This is a genomic window from Flammeovirga sp. OC4, from assembly GCF_000812565.1.
Lineage (GTDB): Bacteria > Bacteroidota > Bacteroidia > Cytophagales > Flammeovirgaceae > Flammeovirga.
Window position 1 is genome coordinate 25,395 of sequence record NZ_JTAM01000006.1, and the last position, 17,563, is coordinate 42,957.

Genomic DNA, 17,563 nt, shown 5'->3' on the forward strand with positions numbered 1-17,563 from the left:
TGCGAGATAAACGAAGTAAACATGAATACTAATCTAATTAAATCATCCTTTCTCACAGTCAGTAAGATATTATTTTTTAATCTAATTCTCCAATTTTTGTTTTCACAAGCTATTGCTCAAACTAAAAATAAAATTTTGGAGGAGGAATTTCAGAAGTTTTTAGCCCATGATTGGATGAAAGGAGCTTCTGTTTCTTTCCATGTAAAATCAATTAAAGGCAATGATTTTGAATTTAAATATGATGAAGACAGAGCTTTGACTCCTGCTTCTATCACCAAATTATTTACAACTTCAGCAGGATTATTTCAGTTAGGAAAGGATTTTCAATTCGTAACAGGAATCAGTTATACAGGTGATTTTAAAGACGGAATTTTAAATGGAAATTTAATTATCCATGGTGGAGGAGATCCTACACTTACACTAATAGCGTTAGATAGTGCAGTGAAAGCATCTTTACCTGCATTGAAAGAAATTAAAGGCGAAATTATAGCCGATGCCTCATTGTATGGCACACGAACTACGCCTCCAAATTGGGTCTGGGAAGATTTGGGTAACTACTATGGAGTAGGAGCTGCTTCTTTAAACTTAAATGATAATATGTTTAAGCTTTATCTTAAAACGGGTGCTACAGGTACAGTGGCTAAGATCAATAAAGTAGAGCCTCACCCTCCTTACCTTAATATTACTTCTGAAGTAACTGCAGGTGAAAAAGGAACAGGAGATAATTCTTTTTTATTTTCATCACCTTATTCCAACAGTCATATTATCAGAGGAACGTTACCACCTCATCGATCTAACTTCAGGGTGAAAGGTGGAGTTACAGATCCTGATTATCATGCTATTTGGATGTTAGCAGATACGCTTAGTAGTCAGGGAGTTATTGTGGGTGAAGAACGTTTGAGAGTGGAATATAGTAAACAAAAATTACCTGCATCAGAAAGAGTGGGTGAGGTGAAATCAAAGCCACTTTCTTGGATAATTGATAAAACAAATAAAAAAAGTATCAATCTATATGCGGAATCCGTTGCAAAGTACGTTAGTAATGAGAAGACAAAGTCAATTGTAGCAGATAGCATTACTTATTCTGTCTTAAATAAATTAGATTCTATCGGTGTCATCACCTCAGGAATCTACTTGGAAGATGGAAGTGGACTCTCTCCGTTTGATGCTTTTTCAGCTTCAAATATGACTTCTGCTTTAGAGAAGATTTACAGTACTCCTCAGTATACAACTTTTTACAACTCCTTAGCGGTGACAGGAGTTTCGGGGACTTTAAAATATTTTTGCCGTTATAATCAGGCGAAAGGAAAGGTATACGGTAAAAGTGGTTCTATGAGGAGAGTGAAGAGTTATGCCGGCTATATCAATACGAATAGTGGCGATTTATTAGTATTTACGATAATAGTAAATAACTTCTCATGTAAAAGCAAGGTAGTAAGAAAAGCGATGGAACCGATACTAGAAATATTGGTGAAATAGCATTATTCTAATATTTTATTGAATTAACGTGTAATATTTACAAATAAAATTTAAGCAAAAGCTTTGTACATAGCCTTGATGTTATGTACATTTAAGAATATTCATAAAACCGCCTTTATTTTTAAGTAGATCACCGCTATTGGTTTTTTATATATAGGTATTATCAAGAAGATTTAGACTAGCAAGGTTTATGTTAACAAAAAAATTAGCTCGTTTAATTTTAGTACTTTTTGGATTTCTGTTCATCTCTACTCAGTCTTACTCACAAGACATCAATGAGTTGAAGTCCCAAATATCGACGCTTCCTAACGGAAGGACTAAAGTTGATAAATTAATCCAGTTAGCCCATTTAGAATTAGACAAAAGTAATTTCACATCAATGCAAGAGAGCATTGATAAAGCTTTAAAGATTTCCGACGAGGTAAATTACAATCTTGGTAGAGCCAAGGCATTGATGATGTATTCAACAATGCACAAGCTCAGAAGAGATTTTGATGTTGCGATAGATTATGGTTTAAAAGCCATTAAAATCTTTGAGCAAGAAGATCAAGATATACCTTTGTACGACGCCTATGGCGAGATGTGTTTCTTGTATCAAGATTGGGGTATTTACGAAAATGCCATCGATTATGAGAAGAAAGCATTGAGAGTAGCCGAGCGTATGAACGACCTAGAGCGTCAGACTGAGATATGGTACCTTTTAGGTAACTCTTATCTTTTGCTGAGAAACTATGATGAAGCTTTAGTGTACTTCCGCAAAGGTGCAGAATACTACAAAGGGCAATACGCTCTCAATAACAGAAAAGAAGATCTTCAATCTTACAACAATGCTTTATCCAAAATTGCTTCAATAGAGATGAGAAGAGGCAATTATGAAATTGCCAAAGACGTAAACTTTGAAATTCTTTCCCATAAACAAACCCTAGGTGATGAAGAAGGTACGCACGTACCACTTAACGATATTGGTTACTGCTTCCAGAAATTAGGAAAGAGTGAAAAAGCTCTTAAGTATTTCCAGGATGCATTAGCCGTGAATAAAAAGTTTGGTAAACCTGACGTTCAGAATACTACCCTACTGATTAACATTGGTACTTTATCCAACCAAAACCTTCGTCATAATGATGCCTTAAAGGCCTATGATGAGGTATTGAATATCAGAATCAAACAAGGTCAACCTGGTCCAATTGCACAAGCTTATTCGTATAAAGCGACGGTATATCAAGGACGTGGTAGTTTTGCTGAAGCACGTAAATACTTTAATAAATCTTCGGAGTATGCACGTATGGCGGGTGATTATGAGCAGTTGGAAAAGAACTACAAGAAAATTGCGAATAACTACGTAAGAACAAATGACTACAAGAAAGCCTTCCAAGCAATCAGTAGCTTGAATGTTTTAAAAGATAGTATCATTGGTGCAGAGAGAAGACGTTTGAATGAAATCACTGAAGCCAGAATCGCTGCAGAGCAAAAGGAAAAAGAGATTGACCTTTTGATCATGGACCAAAAAGTGACAGAAGCTCAAATGAAAAAGCTAGCAGAGGAAAATGCTCGTAAAGCAAAAGACCTTGAGCTTTTACAACAAGAGCAGTCATTGAAAGAGTTTCAGTTGAAACAAAATGAATTAGAGAAAGATAAAAAAGCACAGGAATTACTAATTACTTTGAATGCACTTGAGGCAGAGAAGAAATCCAAAGAGATTGATCAATTAGTAAAAACCAAGAAGCTGAATGAATTAAGACTTCAGGAAAATGAAATCCGTACTCGCCAAAGAGAGCAAGAATTAGAGCTTTTGGAGCGTGATAAAGAATTACAGGAGAGTAAGATCAAAGAGGCTGAAACAATGCGTAAGGTGTACATCATCATGATGGTGTTACTCTTTGTGGTAATCGGTGTAATTGTAACGGGTTACATTCAAAACAGAAGTAAAAACAAGAAGCTTGCGAATAAGAACGATGAGATCTTAGGTCAGAAGATGGAGATCGAAAAACAAAGAGATGCTCTTGAATCTGCTAAAACTCAAATCGAGAAAGCGTACGATAACATTCAAGTCTTATCAGAATTCGGTCAGAAAATTACAGCGATTCTAGATTTAGAATCTATTAACTGGACGGCTTATGCTTATGTAAATACTTTAATGGATGCTGCTGTATTCGGTATTGGTATTTACAGAGAGAAATATGATAAGATCGAATATATCAACTTCCTTGAAAATGGATTGAGCTTACCATTGTTCAGTTATGACATGGATAAGAAAAATAGCCTTTCGGTATTATGTTATAAATCAAGTGAGGAAATTGTAATCAATGATTATGACAATGAGGTAGAAAATTTCTTAAGAGAAACTCCTGATTTTAAAACATCGGAAGTTCCTAAATCATTAGTTTATCTACCATTGATTACTGAGAAATCACTTGGTGTACTAACAGTTCAAAGTTACGACAGGAATGCATATTCAAGAAATGAGTTGAACATCTTAAGAACTCTAGCTTCTTATGTTGCTATTGCCTTAACGAATGCGAATGCTTATCAAGAAATTGAAAATCAGAACAAGCACATTACAGATAGTATTCGTTATGCTCAAACTATTCAGAGAGCCATTCTACCATCGAATGCTAAGATGCAGACAGGTTTATTAGAGAACTTTATTTTCTTTAAGCCTAAAGATATTGTATCAGGTGACTTCTATTGGTTCTCTAAAATTGATGAAAGAAAAGAAAATTTAGCATCAGTCAACTTCTCAAAAAATGACGTTGCTGAAAGAATATTTATCGCCGCACTAGATTGTACAGGTCATGGTGTACCAGGTGGTTTCATGTCAATGATTGGTAACACATTATTAAATGAAATCATTAATCAGAAACAGGTTTACGATCCAGCAAAAATTCTTGATATGTTGAATGAAGGTGTAATCGATGCCCTTCATCAAGAAAACAAGAGTAATGATGACGGTATGGATGTTTGTTTGTGTATGATTGAAAGAACATTGACAGGAGAAGATCGTATCGTATTCTCTGGTGCTAAGAGACCTCTTTATATTATGGAACCTGGAAGTACTGAAATGTTAGAGTACAAAGGTGACAATAAATCAATTGGTGGTGTGCATAAGAGAAAGTCATCTAAGATCAGTTTTTCAAACACTGTAATTGATGTAGTGAAAGGGTCTTCTATCTACCTTACAACAGATGGTTTACAAGATCAAAATAACAAACACGGTAAGAAGTTTGGTAAGATTAAATTAATCGAAATGCTTCAACAAAATGCTGACAAGCCAATGCTTGAACAAAAATCAGCTTTAGAAAAAGCATTAGATGAACATATGGGCGTTATTCCTCAACGTGATGATATTACTATTTTAGGTTTAAGATTATAATAAGCCTTTTATAGGAGGAAATAGAAAAAGTACCTTATTTTAAAAAATGAGGTACTTTTTTTATACAATTTTTTGAATGGTATTAATCCAAGAAAAGAAAGTTTCTAGTCACTTTTTTCGTTTATAGGTATTTTGTTGATAGTCAGATCATCAAATAGAATGGGTTGTTCTCTGATTTTCTTCTTTTCTGGAATATTGTACAGTTTTTCATGCCAGTAAACATTTTTCTCACGACGACTAATTAAAAATACCTTTATAGGGGATGTGTTATTTATAGGTTTGAATTTTAATTGAAAACCTCCCCATTTTTCATCCATATAAGTGAAATACCCTCCAAGGCTTTCTTGTGCTAAAACTTGATGACCTTGTTCAATTTGAAGCGAATTCAAGTAGAGACTATCCATTTGATAATGTTTCACCCAAATGCCAAGGTTATAGTGAAAGGAAGTGTCAAGTTGCAGTTGGTTTTGCTCATAAAGTAACACCTTTCCGTGAGTATGACCGATTTTCACACCATGACTTAAAAAGCCGTCATCATTATTTTCATGTTCAAAGCTTTCATAAATAAGAGCTTTACTGATTATAGAGTCATAATTCACCTCACTATTTAAGAAATCTTTGGTGTACCCCTTGTAAAGTTTTATTTGATCTAATGCTCCAATTTCCACTAAAGGTATATTATTTGGAAGTTGTACACTCTCTTTGGCCTTTATAATTAGAATAGAATCATTCTCATTAAAATATTGTTTGAGAATGTTTTTAGAATGAGGGCTTGGTAAAGTAAAGAGTTGCTTTAAGTTTTCTTCAACATAACTTAATCTAGACAGGTAAGCATTGATTGAAGGAATACCTGTAGTGTAGACTAAATGATATTGCTCAATAGTCATTTGATCTATTTCAGTATTATTCACATCGACTTTAAAGTGAAAAGGTAAAGCTAATATTGAAGAGTATTTCTTTTTTAATGAAGTATAGTTTTGTACTGGAGATCGGTATTGAAAAGGGTTTGATAGAGCATCAATGTTCTCTACTATTTTTTTGTTATACTGAATGCCTTCAAATATACCAACACAAAGTAAGGGAATTACTAATAGTGTAGAGTAGTATTTGTTTTGATAAATAATAAATGGAAAAGAAATGCATAAGTAGGCTACCCATCCAAAACGTTGAAGATCCCGGAGTTGTTCCAATTGTGGAATTGATGTTAGAACAACTTGAAATTTTAATGGAATGGAAGTGCCATAAAAAATATAAGCAAGCCCAAGGAGTAAAAATATATTATACTCTATTCGTATGAACTTTCTCAATGGTTTGCGGTTTTTTAGCATTGCAAAAAGGACAAGAAAACAGCTTACCCAGAACCAGTAATTGAACTGTAGAGATTCATGTATTACAATATCTCTTTGTAGAATGTTACCAAAGAAATGATTCAATGTGATTTTAAAATCAAATAGTGCTAAAGGGTGTTTTGTTCTCCAAAGGTGATTATCTATGACAGAAACACTTAAAGAATAAATAATTGTGGGAAGCGTTGAAAGTATAAAACCTTGAAGTGCTAGCTTTTTTTGCTCTTTTAAAAGTAAAGTAATTAAGAAATAGACGATGATAATTCCACTCCAAATAGCTCCGGTGTATCCATGAATATAATACCCGAAAAGTAGGAAGAGAAATAACTTTATTTTTTTTGAAAAAGTATTGTTGAATGTGATAGTTTGATAGAGGAGAATAGGAAAGAGAATAATAAAAAATAACCCAAAATGAAGAAGAATTCGACTATTACTAGGGCAGTTTAAGGTAATCAGCAATGCACCTAAAGAGGCTATCCAATGATTTACTTCATAATGTCTGAAGACTTTATAGAGGTAAAAAAGACAAATAGGAAATAGTAATAGCATACTCAAATGAAGTATACCAATACTGTATTCTGAAATGAAAGGAAAAAGTTTACTCAGATAGAATAACGATAAGCTGAATATAGGCATACTATCGGTGTACAGTATTGTCTCACCGAAAGGATAGTTTGTACCAGTATATCCAGATAGACTTCCATATTTCGCAACCCAAGCAAATAAAAAGTAATTTTTTAGCCCGTCACCATTTTTTTGCATTAAAAAAGAATTGGGAGAAAAAAGTAGATCTTGGTAAACCCAGGCTATAATGATGATTAAAATGAATAAAGATAAGAATAAAGGAATGTTTGTTGCGTTGAATTTTATCTTCAAAATAAACTATTTTAGATGTTTCTTGATCAACAAAATAAATGAATAATTTTCGGAAAATAGTTTTTCAGACTTGTAATTATTGGATTGGTTTCCTATTATTTTCGGTTTACTCTTTCTTAAGTCTAAGGAATGGTTTGTCTCTTTCTCCAGATTCATGTCATTATTTAGCATCAGCAGAAAGTTGGAAAATGCATGGGGAATTTTTAGATGCTTTCGGTAATCCGAATCTTTTATGGCCTCCTTTATATTCTATCTTAATTGCTATTGTAGGTTTGAAAGAGAAATACCTTTTAGTAATCAATTATAGTTCATTACTATTCTCAATTTTTATTTGGATAAAGCTTTTTGAAAGTAAAGTACCCAGTCGATTCTTTCAAATAGTTTTTACAGTTCTAGTGGCATCCTCTACATCATTTATTCTTTGTGAAAAATACATTTGGTCAGAAAGCTTCTTCATTCTATTAGTATCACTTTATATTTTTTTCCTGATAAAATTAACAGAATCATCCCTGAATATACATTGGGTATTGCTTACTCTTGTTGGTAGTATGATGCCATTACAAAGAGTGGCAGGGTTATATGTCTTAATATTTCTTTGGATTGGAATAGCTTTAGTTTACAGAAGAACTCGAAAGCAGAACAGAAAACTATTTTTTCTGCATGTGATAGTAGTTATACTTCCATTTTTATTATGGTTTTCTGAGGGTTTTGGAGGGTTAAATGTAAGAGAGGAAGCTCAATTTGATCTTATTTTTTTGAGAAATATAATTCACGATTTTAGTGATGTAACTAGTAGGTATTTTATCCCGACGTCTAGTAGTTTACCTTATTTATTCTTGTTTTTACCTTTCTTACTATTAGGATTAACCGTTTTATTGTTCTATTCAAAAGATAAGAGAATAAGAGTGTTTGTTTTTGTGTACTTAGGGTATATCCTTAGTTATGTTGTAACCATATTTTTAAAAAAGGCAGGAGCAGGTTCGCAGGAGGTTGAGCGTTTTTTAGCCCCTCTATATCCAATTTTTTGTTTCATTTTATGCTTTCAAATGAATATGTTTTACTTGAAGCTGAAAGTAAAATGGCAAAGAAAAACCCTAGCTATTCTGTTATGTATTTGGTTGATTTATCCAATAGCTAGGGTTTCTAAAAATAGTTGGAATTATGGCCAACTACCAAAGTATTCAGGTGTTACAATTCCATGTGATTATCTTAATAAATAAAGCTTTCCAATATTGTGTTTGAACATGTAGTCAGACGAAGTACTGTTGTGTTTAAAATCCCCATTGTTTTTTTGTGGAATAATCACTCTGTACAAATAGACTCCATTGGCCAATTGATCGCCAAATTCATCTTTTCCATCCCAAGCATATTCGGTGATATTGTTACCTACCCGAATAGGACCTAGTTCATCTTTAAAAATCTCACGTACCACTCTTCCTGTTACTGTCATGATTTGAATTTTCATTTCATTAGGAACCTCAACTCCTGTTACTTGAAATACAAACCTTACTTTATCAGAGAAAGGATTTGGGTAAGGGTAAAAATTGGTAATACTGGCTTCCTTATTAATTTCAAAGTTTATAGTAAGCTTTGGAGCCTTTTCATCAGTACTTGCATACCCAGAGTTATTACCTGAAGGGTCTTTGGCGTTCACTTCCAATAAGTACCTACCAGAAGAAAGCATGCCATCACTATCCAATAATTCTAGGGGAACAGATTCGCTAATGCTAAAGTTAGTAATGATATGATTCTGATTATTGATACTCTCAGTGGTGGAAGAGGCCAGATTGACCGGTACCGTAGCTCCATCTTGAGGAGTAATAAAAACAGTGATAATCGTATCATTGTTTGATATGAGGTTGTCTTCCAATGAAATGAAAGGGTTTTCGTCAATCAGACTAATATTTACATTTGCACTTGGAGAGATAATGTCTCCATCAATGATACGAGTTCCATCAAATAGTACTTCAATCAATGGATTGATAGAATCCGAAGTGATGTAGATATTATTAGTTCTAGAGTTATTATTGTTGTAGAAAATTTCTAATTGATTCTTATCAGAATTGGCTACTGCACTAATATTTGTTGACCCAAATAATCGTTTACTTGGATCGTTTTTACTCCATGAATCAGTAGTAATATCTATATTTTGAGAAGTATTAGGAGGAAGTGGAGGAAGGTAAATTGAATCCACGAAACTACTAAAAGAATTATCAACAGAAAGATAATTAACTTCAACCAATACACTATCAGAAAATGCTTGAGAAGAAATATTATGGAATTCATATTCATAAGTGGTATTCTGACCTTGCTGAAGTTTTTCCGGGTTATCTGTTTCTTTTGAAATCATAACCCCTTCCGGTACGGTTGTATACGCTACTCTCCAATTGTATAATTGAGGAATCAGGCGTTGTGAACTTGTATCCATTAGATAAGTTCTCAGTGAAATGAAATCATAATTTTTGAGCTCTTTCAGAGAGTCCAAATCAATGCCATTGCTTCCAGAAATACCTTTAAATGTAGAGATGGAGTCAGGAGTAGAAATAGTTCCATTTTCGTCTTGGACTACACCAAAGAGAGTGGTTTCCACTTGACTGAATGGTCCTGGTAAATCGGCATTAATCCACATTCGTGAGAATTGTTTGGATGGACCAATGGGAGGAGTTGTAACAGACGCTGTTTTTACATCTCTTTGTATGGTAAATGTTTGATCTAATAATTCGCCAGTAGAATTGGCATAGAAAACACGAGAATTACTTGGACTCATTTGGAATCTACTCCAACCTATAAAAGCTAAGCCTCTTTGTGTTAAATTGGCTTGCATATCCAAAGTGTCTAAACCTATTTCAGCAAAACCCTCCAAATGTTTATGGTAGGCATCAAGCCTTGACTGATCAGTAGGTAAGTCTCCTTGGAAATCAAAGTTTCCACTCATAATCGTCAGTACATAATCACCTGGAACGATAGACTGGAATTTATATGTAGGATCAATAAATAATGAATACGGGCCATTTCTAGTTTTCGGAGAGCTTCCGACTATGTTTCCTCCTCGAATATCATTGGAATTAAACAGAACTGCTACGGGAGGAAAACCTTCTCCACATTGAAGGGGTTCCCAATCAAAAGATTGTGCTCCCTTGAAACTTCCATTTTCTTGATCAAAAACTAAGAACAATAATTTATCTCCACTATCACCACTTCTCACACAAACTCCATCTTCAAGATAGGTCTGACCGTCTAATTGTACTTGATAAAAGTGACCATTGGTATACGAAGCACCTCCTGACTTCACATTAATAATAGCATCATCTATTGGGAAATCCCATCTTAGGCTATTTTCATTACCTGTTAGGAGTGCACCATCAATTGTATTTTGCTGCATTTGGTAAATAGTGCTTTGGTTCCAACCGTTACCAGATGTTTTTTTGATTTTAGTAAATGAAATCGTATGCCAATTGGGATTAGAAACATTTTCAAGTCTTGTTCTTAGGTAATATACTGTTGTATCAGCTGGAACATTTTCCAACAAAGGGACATTCCATCTAAAGAGCTGTTCTTGATTATCTATTGTTTCTGTTAGAATAACGTTACTGAAAGCACTATCTGTTGCCAATTGAAATAACACTTCTTTTTGTGTCTTCTCAATACTGTAATCATATGCATAAATTGAAATTTGATCGTCATGAACTACAGCATTATTTTGAGGGAAAATAATAGCGACATTTTCACTAAAGAAGTTGACATTCACTGTAGCAGAATTATTGAGAAGGTTTAATTCATCGATGGTTGTTATTACTTGTCCACTAGGGGTAAGAGTGTCTCCAATTTTTACAGTGATTATGTTAGAACCATTGCCGTTTTGTTGATCTTCAGGAGTATTGATTACAGAGATTAAAGTATCTATAGTATAGTAAGGAGCACTAATAGAATCTATATAAGTATTTCTTGAAGAGACTCCCGTTCCATATTGTCTATTGACTTGAATATAGAGTTTATCCTTATAAGAGGTATGCCCGAAATTATCAATTGTAATTTTTAGTTTATAAAAGTCATCAGTAGCGTTGATACTATTTCCATTTTGGCCAATAGCAATAATTTGATCTGATTGAACAGAAAAGTCAACTTTGCTTGGTGAGATTTTGATGTATGGATCACTTTGTAATCCTGTTTGCTCTACAATAGCCTGTCTTACAATAGAAGTACTTGTCAACATTAACTTTTGAGCTTCCAAGAGATGGTAGCCTAAAGGTAGTCCCACTTGATTTTGGAAGAAAGCTTCATAAAAGTCGTATCCATACCTTCGGAGATCATCCTCATTACCCAAGCCAGACTTAGCCATAAAACCAATTGCCCCTTTATCAGGTGTTTCAATCCAATCTTCACCCCATGATTTTGAGGTTGTGAATAGATTTCCTCCTCCACATCCAATCATATTGATAAATGGATAGCGTCCTTTGTTTTGATACCCTTTGGATGGATCACTAGCCTCTCCAATATCTATATCAGCAGATTGAGCAGAAGAGTGACCTAAGAAGGTCATTAATGAGATCCCTTCATTGATAATTTCAGAAACATCAATGAATTCAACCGCTCCCTCATTTTCTCTACTTTGCGTTTGAACATCTCCACCTTGTAAAGTATCAATAAAAATATCTTTATAATCGTCGATTGTATTTTTAAAGCTTAATTGTTGTCTCGCGTTTGCTCCACCGCTAAGGTGAAGAGCATTTTTACGCCATAGAGCATCGAAGGAAATACTTTCATGTTCTTGTACTTTGAAGAGGTAATTTTCGATGACTTGTGGTGTGTGTGCCGCAATTCTACCTACAGGAATGATTCCTTCCTCTTTTCCATCAAATCCCATAGTGTAGGCGTTGTCCGCACCAGGGTATCCGTAAGTAGGAACATAATGAAAGGCTCTCGATCCCGAAAGTGTTTTTTCATACGGATCAGCGTCAAGGTCTATTCCTTTACCAAGAATAAGTATATATTCTAATGATTGATTTCTCAATAAATCAATACAGTTTCTAACAGCAAGAGGTGTTTGTTCTCCCCACGAAAAAGTATTGTATAGTTTTATAATGTCTGAAACATAAACAGTGTTTGCTCCTCCTTGAGTACTTCGATAATCTGCATAGGCTGCAACAGGGTCGCTGTAAGTAGCACTAGGTTGCATCAGTGCAGGGTGAGATATAATTAGGTAATTGTAATCAAGGTTATTGGTGCCAAATTCAAATTCTGCAAGTGAAAGATTCGTAACAGCCTTTGTAGAGGAACTGTAATATAAATTGACCCTTCGACCGTTAGTGTTATTTATGACAGCTTGATCGCTAGTTCCAATTCTATTTTTTTGCAATAAGACAGGCCTTTCAATAGAAGTAATATCGTAGAAGTTTCCTCCATTATTTTCGGGTGCTGCAATGATTTTTTTAGTATCAGGGAAAAGGAAGAAAGAGAGGTCGCTTGTCGTAGAAATTGCAGAATGATTTTGAGGATAAGTAAGGTTAAAATAAAGGACACCAATCTGATTATTATCTGATCCAGTACCATTATTTTGGTCCACAAGAAGAACGTGTGTACTACTATTTTGAAAATCAGAATTGCTTAAAGCGATCTCAAGGTTGTTACTAGTTTCGTATTTAGAGATACTAATGTTATCAAGCTTTGGTACAGTAGAGTTGGACGTATTGCCAATTTCAAAGCGAATGTTTGCTCCTGAATTTCTTGATGAAAAGTTCATGAGTTTACTTTCTAATTTAAAATTAGCGTCATTCGTCAATGAAGTATAGAGATTATTGATTCTTAATTGAAAACTGAGCTCCGATATGTTTTGATTCTTATTCCTTGTGTTGTAGGTGGTCCAAGAACGAGGACCTCTAAAAGCAGAACTAAACGACGTTCTATCAGACTCTCTAAAGCTAGGGTTGGCCGAAGCTCCTTGACTAAAAGAGGTTCTGAAGTTAAAGCTTTTTTCAGTTGGGGTATCTCTGTATGTTTCGGTATGCCAATGAAAATCTGTTGAGGTAGCACCACTACTACTCACATTACTGGTTTGAATACGTAATGGAGAGCTTCCTGATAATGTAGAGGAGCTTAAAAAGTAAACAGCTGTTTTAGAGTAAACAGGCTCATAAGGATTTACAAAATCATTTGTATTCCTAAAAAGGTGTCTGTCTGTTTCTCCATCATTAGGCTGTCCATAGAACTCTAGATAATCACCATTATCGAAACGATTGTTACCATTGTTGTCTTGAATATTGATTGCTACTTCTTCTCCTCTTCTAAACAGTCTTATTTCAGAAAGAAGGGCTGAGCTTACAGGGTAATTTGCTCCTAAGAGATCGGTATATGTAATTCTGTATATGCCATATTCTCTTACTTCCATTTTATAGAAAGTAGTATTTCTAGTTTTCTCTCTCCAAGCATTAATATCAGCAATTGGAGTTTGGGAAAATACAGAAAGGAGATTTAGAAAAAAAAGAGTTACGATGAGTAATAATCGCATTGTAAACGGCAGTATAATGATTTAATAAAAAAGCGTTTTTTAAAATTAATATATTCTCGCAATAATCTACTAATTTCGAGCTGTTGACTGTCAATAATTTTAAGGAAACCTAGTCGAAGCAAGTGAATAATATCTTTGATACAAAAATTGAATACCTCAAAGGAGTGGGGAGTGTTAGAGCGGAAATTCTCAATAAGGAGTTGGGGGTGTATACTTTTGGTGATTTATTAGAACAATATCCTTTCCGTCATGAGGATAGAACGAGGTTTTATAAAATCAATGAAGTAATCAATGATAATGCTTATGTACAGGTAGTCGGCAGGTTGACTTTTATGAATTCTGTGGGTGAAGGTCGATCAAAAAGATTGGTCGGTTCTTTCTCCGATGAAACGGGTGAAATAGAGTTGGTATGGTTTAGAGGAGCGAAGTGGATTGAGAAGAAATTAGCTGTTGGCAAGTGGTATGTGCTTTACGGAAAACCGCAACGCTATGGAGCAAAAATGTCTTTTTCACATCCAGAATTAGACGAATACGACCCGTCTACTCCAAGAAATCAGAAAGGTGGTTTGGTACCAGTTTATCATACTACTGAAAAGATGAAAAACAAAGGGATGGATAGTAGAGCCTTGGCAAAATTAACAAGGACGCTTCTTGAAAATGTTTATCGATCGATTTCAGAGACTTTACCAGAATACCTTATCAAGGAAAATGATTTAATATCAAAAGGTTTGGCAGTTGCCTGGACTCATTTCCCTAAATCACCAGAAACATTAGCACAAGCTCAACAACGCTTAAAGTTTGAAGAGCTTTTCTTCCTTCAGTTAAAAATCATTGCCTCAAAAGCAGGAAAAAGAACGGATAAATTTAGAGGTCAGGTGTTTGATAAGATTCCAACTTTCAATCTTTTTTATAAAGAACACTTACCTTTTGATCTTACAGGTGCACAAAAAAGAGTAGTTCGAGAGATCTATAATGATATGCGAAGTGGCTATCAGATGAACCGTTTACTACAAGGAGACGTGGGAAGTGGTAAGACAATTGTTGCTTTTATGTGCATGTTGATGGCATTGGATAATGATGCTCAATCTGCTTTGATGGCTCCAACAGAAATTTTATCCCAACAGCATTATAATGGATTAAAACCCTTTGCAGATGAAATGGGAGTGACGATTGCATTATTGACAGGATCCTCCAAAACAAAGGAGAGAAGAGTAATCGATGAAACGTTGAGAGATGGTTCATTGAAAATCATTGTCGGAACGCATGCCTTGATTGAAGATAAAGTAGATTTCTACAATTTGGGACTTTGTGTAATCGACGAACAGCACCGTTTTGGAGTAGCACAAAGAGCCGCACTTTGGAAAAAGAAAAGTAAAGCCAAGCCTCATATGTTGGTGATGACGGCTACTCCAATTCCAAGAACGTTGGCAATGACCGTTTATGGTGATTTGGAAGTATCTATTATTGATGAATTACCGGCAGGGCGTAAACCGATTATTACTTGGCATAAATTTGAAAAAGGGAGATTGAGAGTATTTGGTTTTATGAAGGAACAAATAGAATTAGGTCGTCAGGCTTACATCGTTTATCCTTTGATTGAGGAATCAGAAACTTTGGATTATAAAAATCTGGAAGAAGGTTATGAGGCGGTATCAAGAGCATTCCCAGAATATAAAGTCAGTATCGTCCATGGTAGAATGAAACCCGCCGACAAGGATGCTGAAATGCAACGTTTCGCTGATGGAAAAACGCATATTATGGTGGCTACAACCGTAATTGAAGTTGGTGTAAATGTTCCGAATGCTTCCATTATGATCATTGAAAATGCGGAGAAATTTGGTTTAGCTCAGCTACACCAATTGAGAGGTCGTGTTGGTAGAGGTGCGGAGCAATCGTATTGTGTGCTGATGACTGGAGACAAACTTTCTAAAGATGGAAAAGTCCGTATTCAGACGATGGTTGATACGACCGACGGCTTTAAAATAGCGGATGCTGACTTGAAACTAAGAGGCCCTGGAGATATTGAGGGAACGCAGCAAAGTGGTGTGTTGGATTTGCGACATGCTGATATTGGGCAGGATGCGGCTTTACTCCAATTTGTAAGAGGTATCGCTGAAAAAATAATAGATGAGGACCCAGATTTGGAGAAAGAGGAACACGGAATCATCAAGCATCAACAATCACTCTTAGTGAAAAAATCAGTAACGAACTGGAGTAGAATAAGTTAGTATTGGTCAATTACACTTGCTAAATTATCTTCTCTTTCTAGTCCTAATTTTTTTCGGATTCTATACCTTGATGTATTGACACCATTGATAGAAATATTAAGTAGTTGTGCCATTTCTTTAGCCGAAAAATGCAGTTTAATCAGTGCACAATGTTTCAATTCGGTTGAGGTTAATTCTGGATAATTACTTTTTAGGTTATCATAAAAGTCTTTATTCACATCAATAAATCGTTTGTCAAACTCATTCCAAAGTTCAATACGGTGTTTGGTATTCATCTTTACGAGTCTTAAGAGTGTTTTATTTTCAGAAGCATGTTCTTTTATTGCTTTCATCAGGTCATTGAGTAGTGTTTCCTTATCAATTAACTGTAAAGTGAAAGACGTCAATTCCTTATTTTTGATTTCAAATAAAGCCCTGTTTTTTTCTTCCTGATGGATCGCTTCAAGCTGTTGCTTTTCCCTCTCAGCTCTAAACTTTTGTTGTTTTTGTCTTAGATAAATGATTAAAATAATGATGGTGAAAAGAGCCAATACAATAACAAAAAGGATAGAATATTGAAGACTTCTTGCTTTCTGATGAGCGAGTTCATTATCCCTTTGTAGTAAGAGTTGATCCCTTTCCTTCAATTCCTCTAAATACTTATTTTTAATATCTAACAACCCTGCATTTTGGTTACTTTTTGCACTAAAAAGTTGATCATTGACTTCTTTCGATTTCTTCATTAGTTGATACGCTTCTTTATATTGCTGTTGTTTATTTAATGTAAAAGCCAAAAGATTCAAACATTCTGCTTTCGTGTCGTAATGAGCGTTTCTCACTTCAATATTTTTTAAAGCTTTTCTAAAATAACTTTCAGCAGTAGGCCAGTTTTTAAGTTTGATATAAGCATTGCCCAAGTAATAGTAAATGATAGTGAGGTAAAATGGATTATGCTTTTCAAAATGACTTTTAGCCTTAAGTAAAATGGAAAGTGCTTCATTTAGCTTCCCTTGAAGCATGAGAATATTTCCTTTTTCTGTATCCAAATAAACTTTTTGTTTCTCCGTATAATTCAATTGTTCCGCAAGTATATAGCAGGTGTCTAAGTAATGAATTGCTTTTTGATAATCTCTTTCAATACGATAATGTAGCGTGAAATTATAATAACATGAAACAATAGATTGAGGAGTCAAGTCACCTTTCTCAACGGCTAGTTTTGCATACTGAAGCATTTTTTTTTCATGAAAGAAAGCTTGATCATTCTTGTCAAAAACATTGTAAAGTCTAGCGACATGTTTGTGGACTTCATAGAGTGATGTGAATTGATTGTATTGTTCAGCGAGATCTAAAGCTTTCCAGATATGTGTGTAGCTATCGTTGTAATTTCCTGTTCTGGCATTATGATCAGAAAGTCCTAAAAGGGTTTTTATCATCCAAGAAGAGTCTTTCTTTACGGTGAAATAATGATAGCAATTTTGGAGCTCTTCAGTTTGAGCAGATTCATGTTGTATAACTGTATTGTATAATTGAATATAATGTGAAAGACTATCTTCTTGAGCTTTTAATGGAGCGTTGAGTTGGATAGAAAGATAAAAAAATACCCCTATGCTGATAAGTAATTTGTTCATTTTCAGTATTAAACTAATCTGATAAATTTTTCCCTTTTTATGAATATAGAAAGAGCAAGGTAGAGGTGATGTAATAAATTTTTATGTCTTTGTATAATTTTTGAATGCCCCCTTTTTTTGAATAAAAAAGTCTATCAGAGGATCTTTAAGGT

The 17,563-nt window shown here is 34.5% G+C and carries 7 protein-coding genes; 4 read left to right on the forward strand and 3 right to left on the reverse strand.

The annotated features are described in order from the left end of the window. Positions 1 to 21 precede the first annotated feature (21 nt). Together dacB and PL77_RS06505 are read left to right on the forward strand one after the other, a co-directional pair. Entirely contained in the window at positions 22 to 1,479 is a 1,458-nt protein-coding gene (dacB, locus tag PL77_RS06500) for a D-alanyl-D-alanine carboxypeptidase/D-alanyl-D-alanine-endopeptidase (RefSeq protein WP_172665811.1), read from the forward strand. A 190-nt stretch (positions 1,480 to 1,669) separates the two neighbouring features. Beyond that, positions 1,670 to 4,849, forward strand: a complete 3,180-nt coding sequence (locus tag PL77_RS06505; protein ID WP_044203057.1) for a tetratricopeptide repeat protein — start codon at positions 1,670 to 1,672, stop codon at positions 4,847 to 4,849. A 104-nt stretch (positions 4,850 to 4,953) separates the two neighbouring features. On the opposite strand, the gene PL77_RS06510 is transcribed toward PL77_RS06505, so the two are convergent. After that, on the reverse strand, positions 4,954 to 6,957 hold the full coding sequence (locus PL77_RS06510; protein ID WP_044203059.1) for a hypothetical protein: 2,004 nt from the start codon (positions 6,955 to 6,957) through the stop codon (positions 4,954 to 4,956). Between the two features lie 152 nt (positions 6,958 to 7,109). Here PL77_RS06510 and PL77_RS06515 point away from each other — a divergent pair, with 152 nt between their 5' ends. Beyond that, on the forward strand, positions 7,110 to 8,291 hold the full coding sequence (locus tag PL77_RS06515) for a hypothetical protein (protein WP_044203061.1): 1,182 nt from the start codon (positions 7,110 to 7,112) through the stop codon (positions 8,289 to 8,291). Here the strand turns inward: PL77_RS06515 and PL77_RS06520 are convergent. Further along, a complete protein-coding gene (locus tag PL77_RS06520; protein ID WP_044203062.1) occupies positions 8,276 to 13,576 on the reverse strand; it encodes a C25 family cysteine peptidase in 5,301 nt (1,766 codons plus the stop codon). The two genes, PL77_RS06515 and PL77_RS06520, sit on opposite strands and share 16 nt — an antisense overlap. A 122-nt stretch (positions 13,577 to 13,698) precedes the next feature. Here PL77_RS06520 and recG point away from each other — a divergent pair, with 122 nt between their 5' ends. Further along, positions 13,699 to 15,804 carry an ATP-dependent DNA helicase RecG gene (recG, locus tag PL77_RS06525; RefSeq protein WP_044203063.1) on the forward strand — a complete coding sequence of 702 codons (2,106 nt, stop codon included), beginning with the start codon at positions 13,699 to 13,701 and terminating at the stop codon, positions 15,802 to 15,804. On the opposite strand, the gene PL77_RS06530 is transcribed toward recG, so the two are convergent. Beyond that, positions 15,801 to 17,411, reverse strand: a complete 1,611-nt coding sequence (locus PL77_RS06530; protein WP_044203066.1) for a tetratricopeptide repeat protein — start codon at positions 17,409 to 17,411, stop codon at positions 15,801 to 15,803. The two genes, recG and PL77_RS06530, sit on opposite strands and share 4 nt — an antisense overlap. Positions 17,412 to 17,563: the final 152 nt, after the last annotated feature.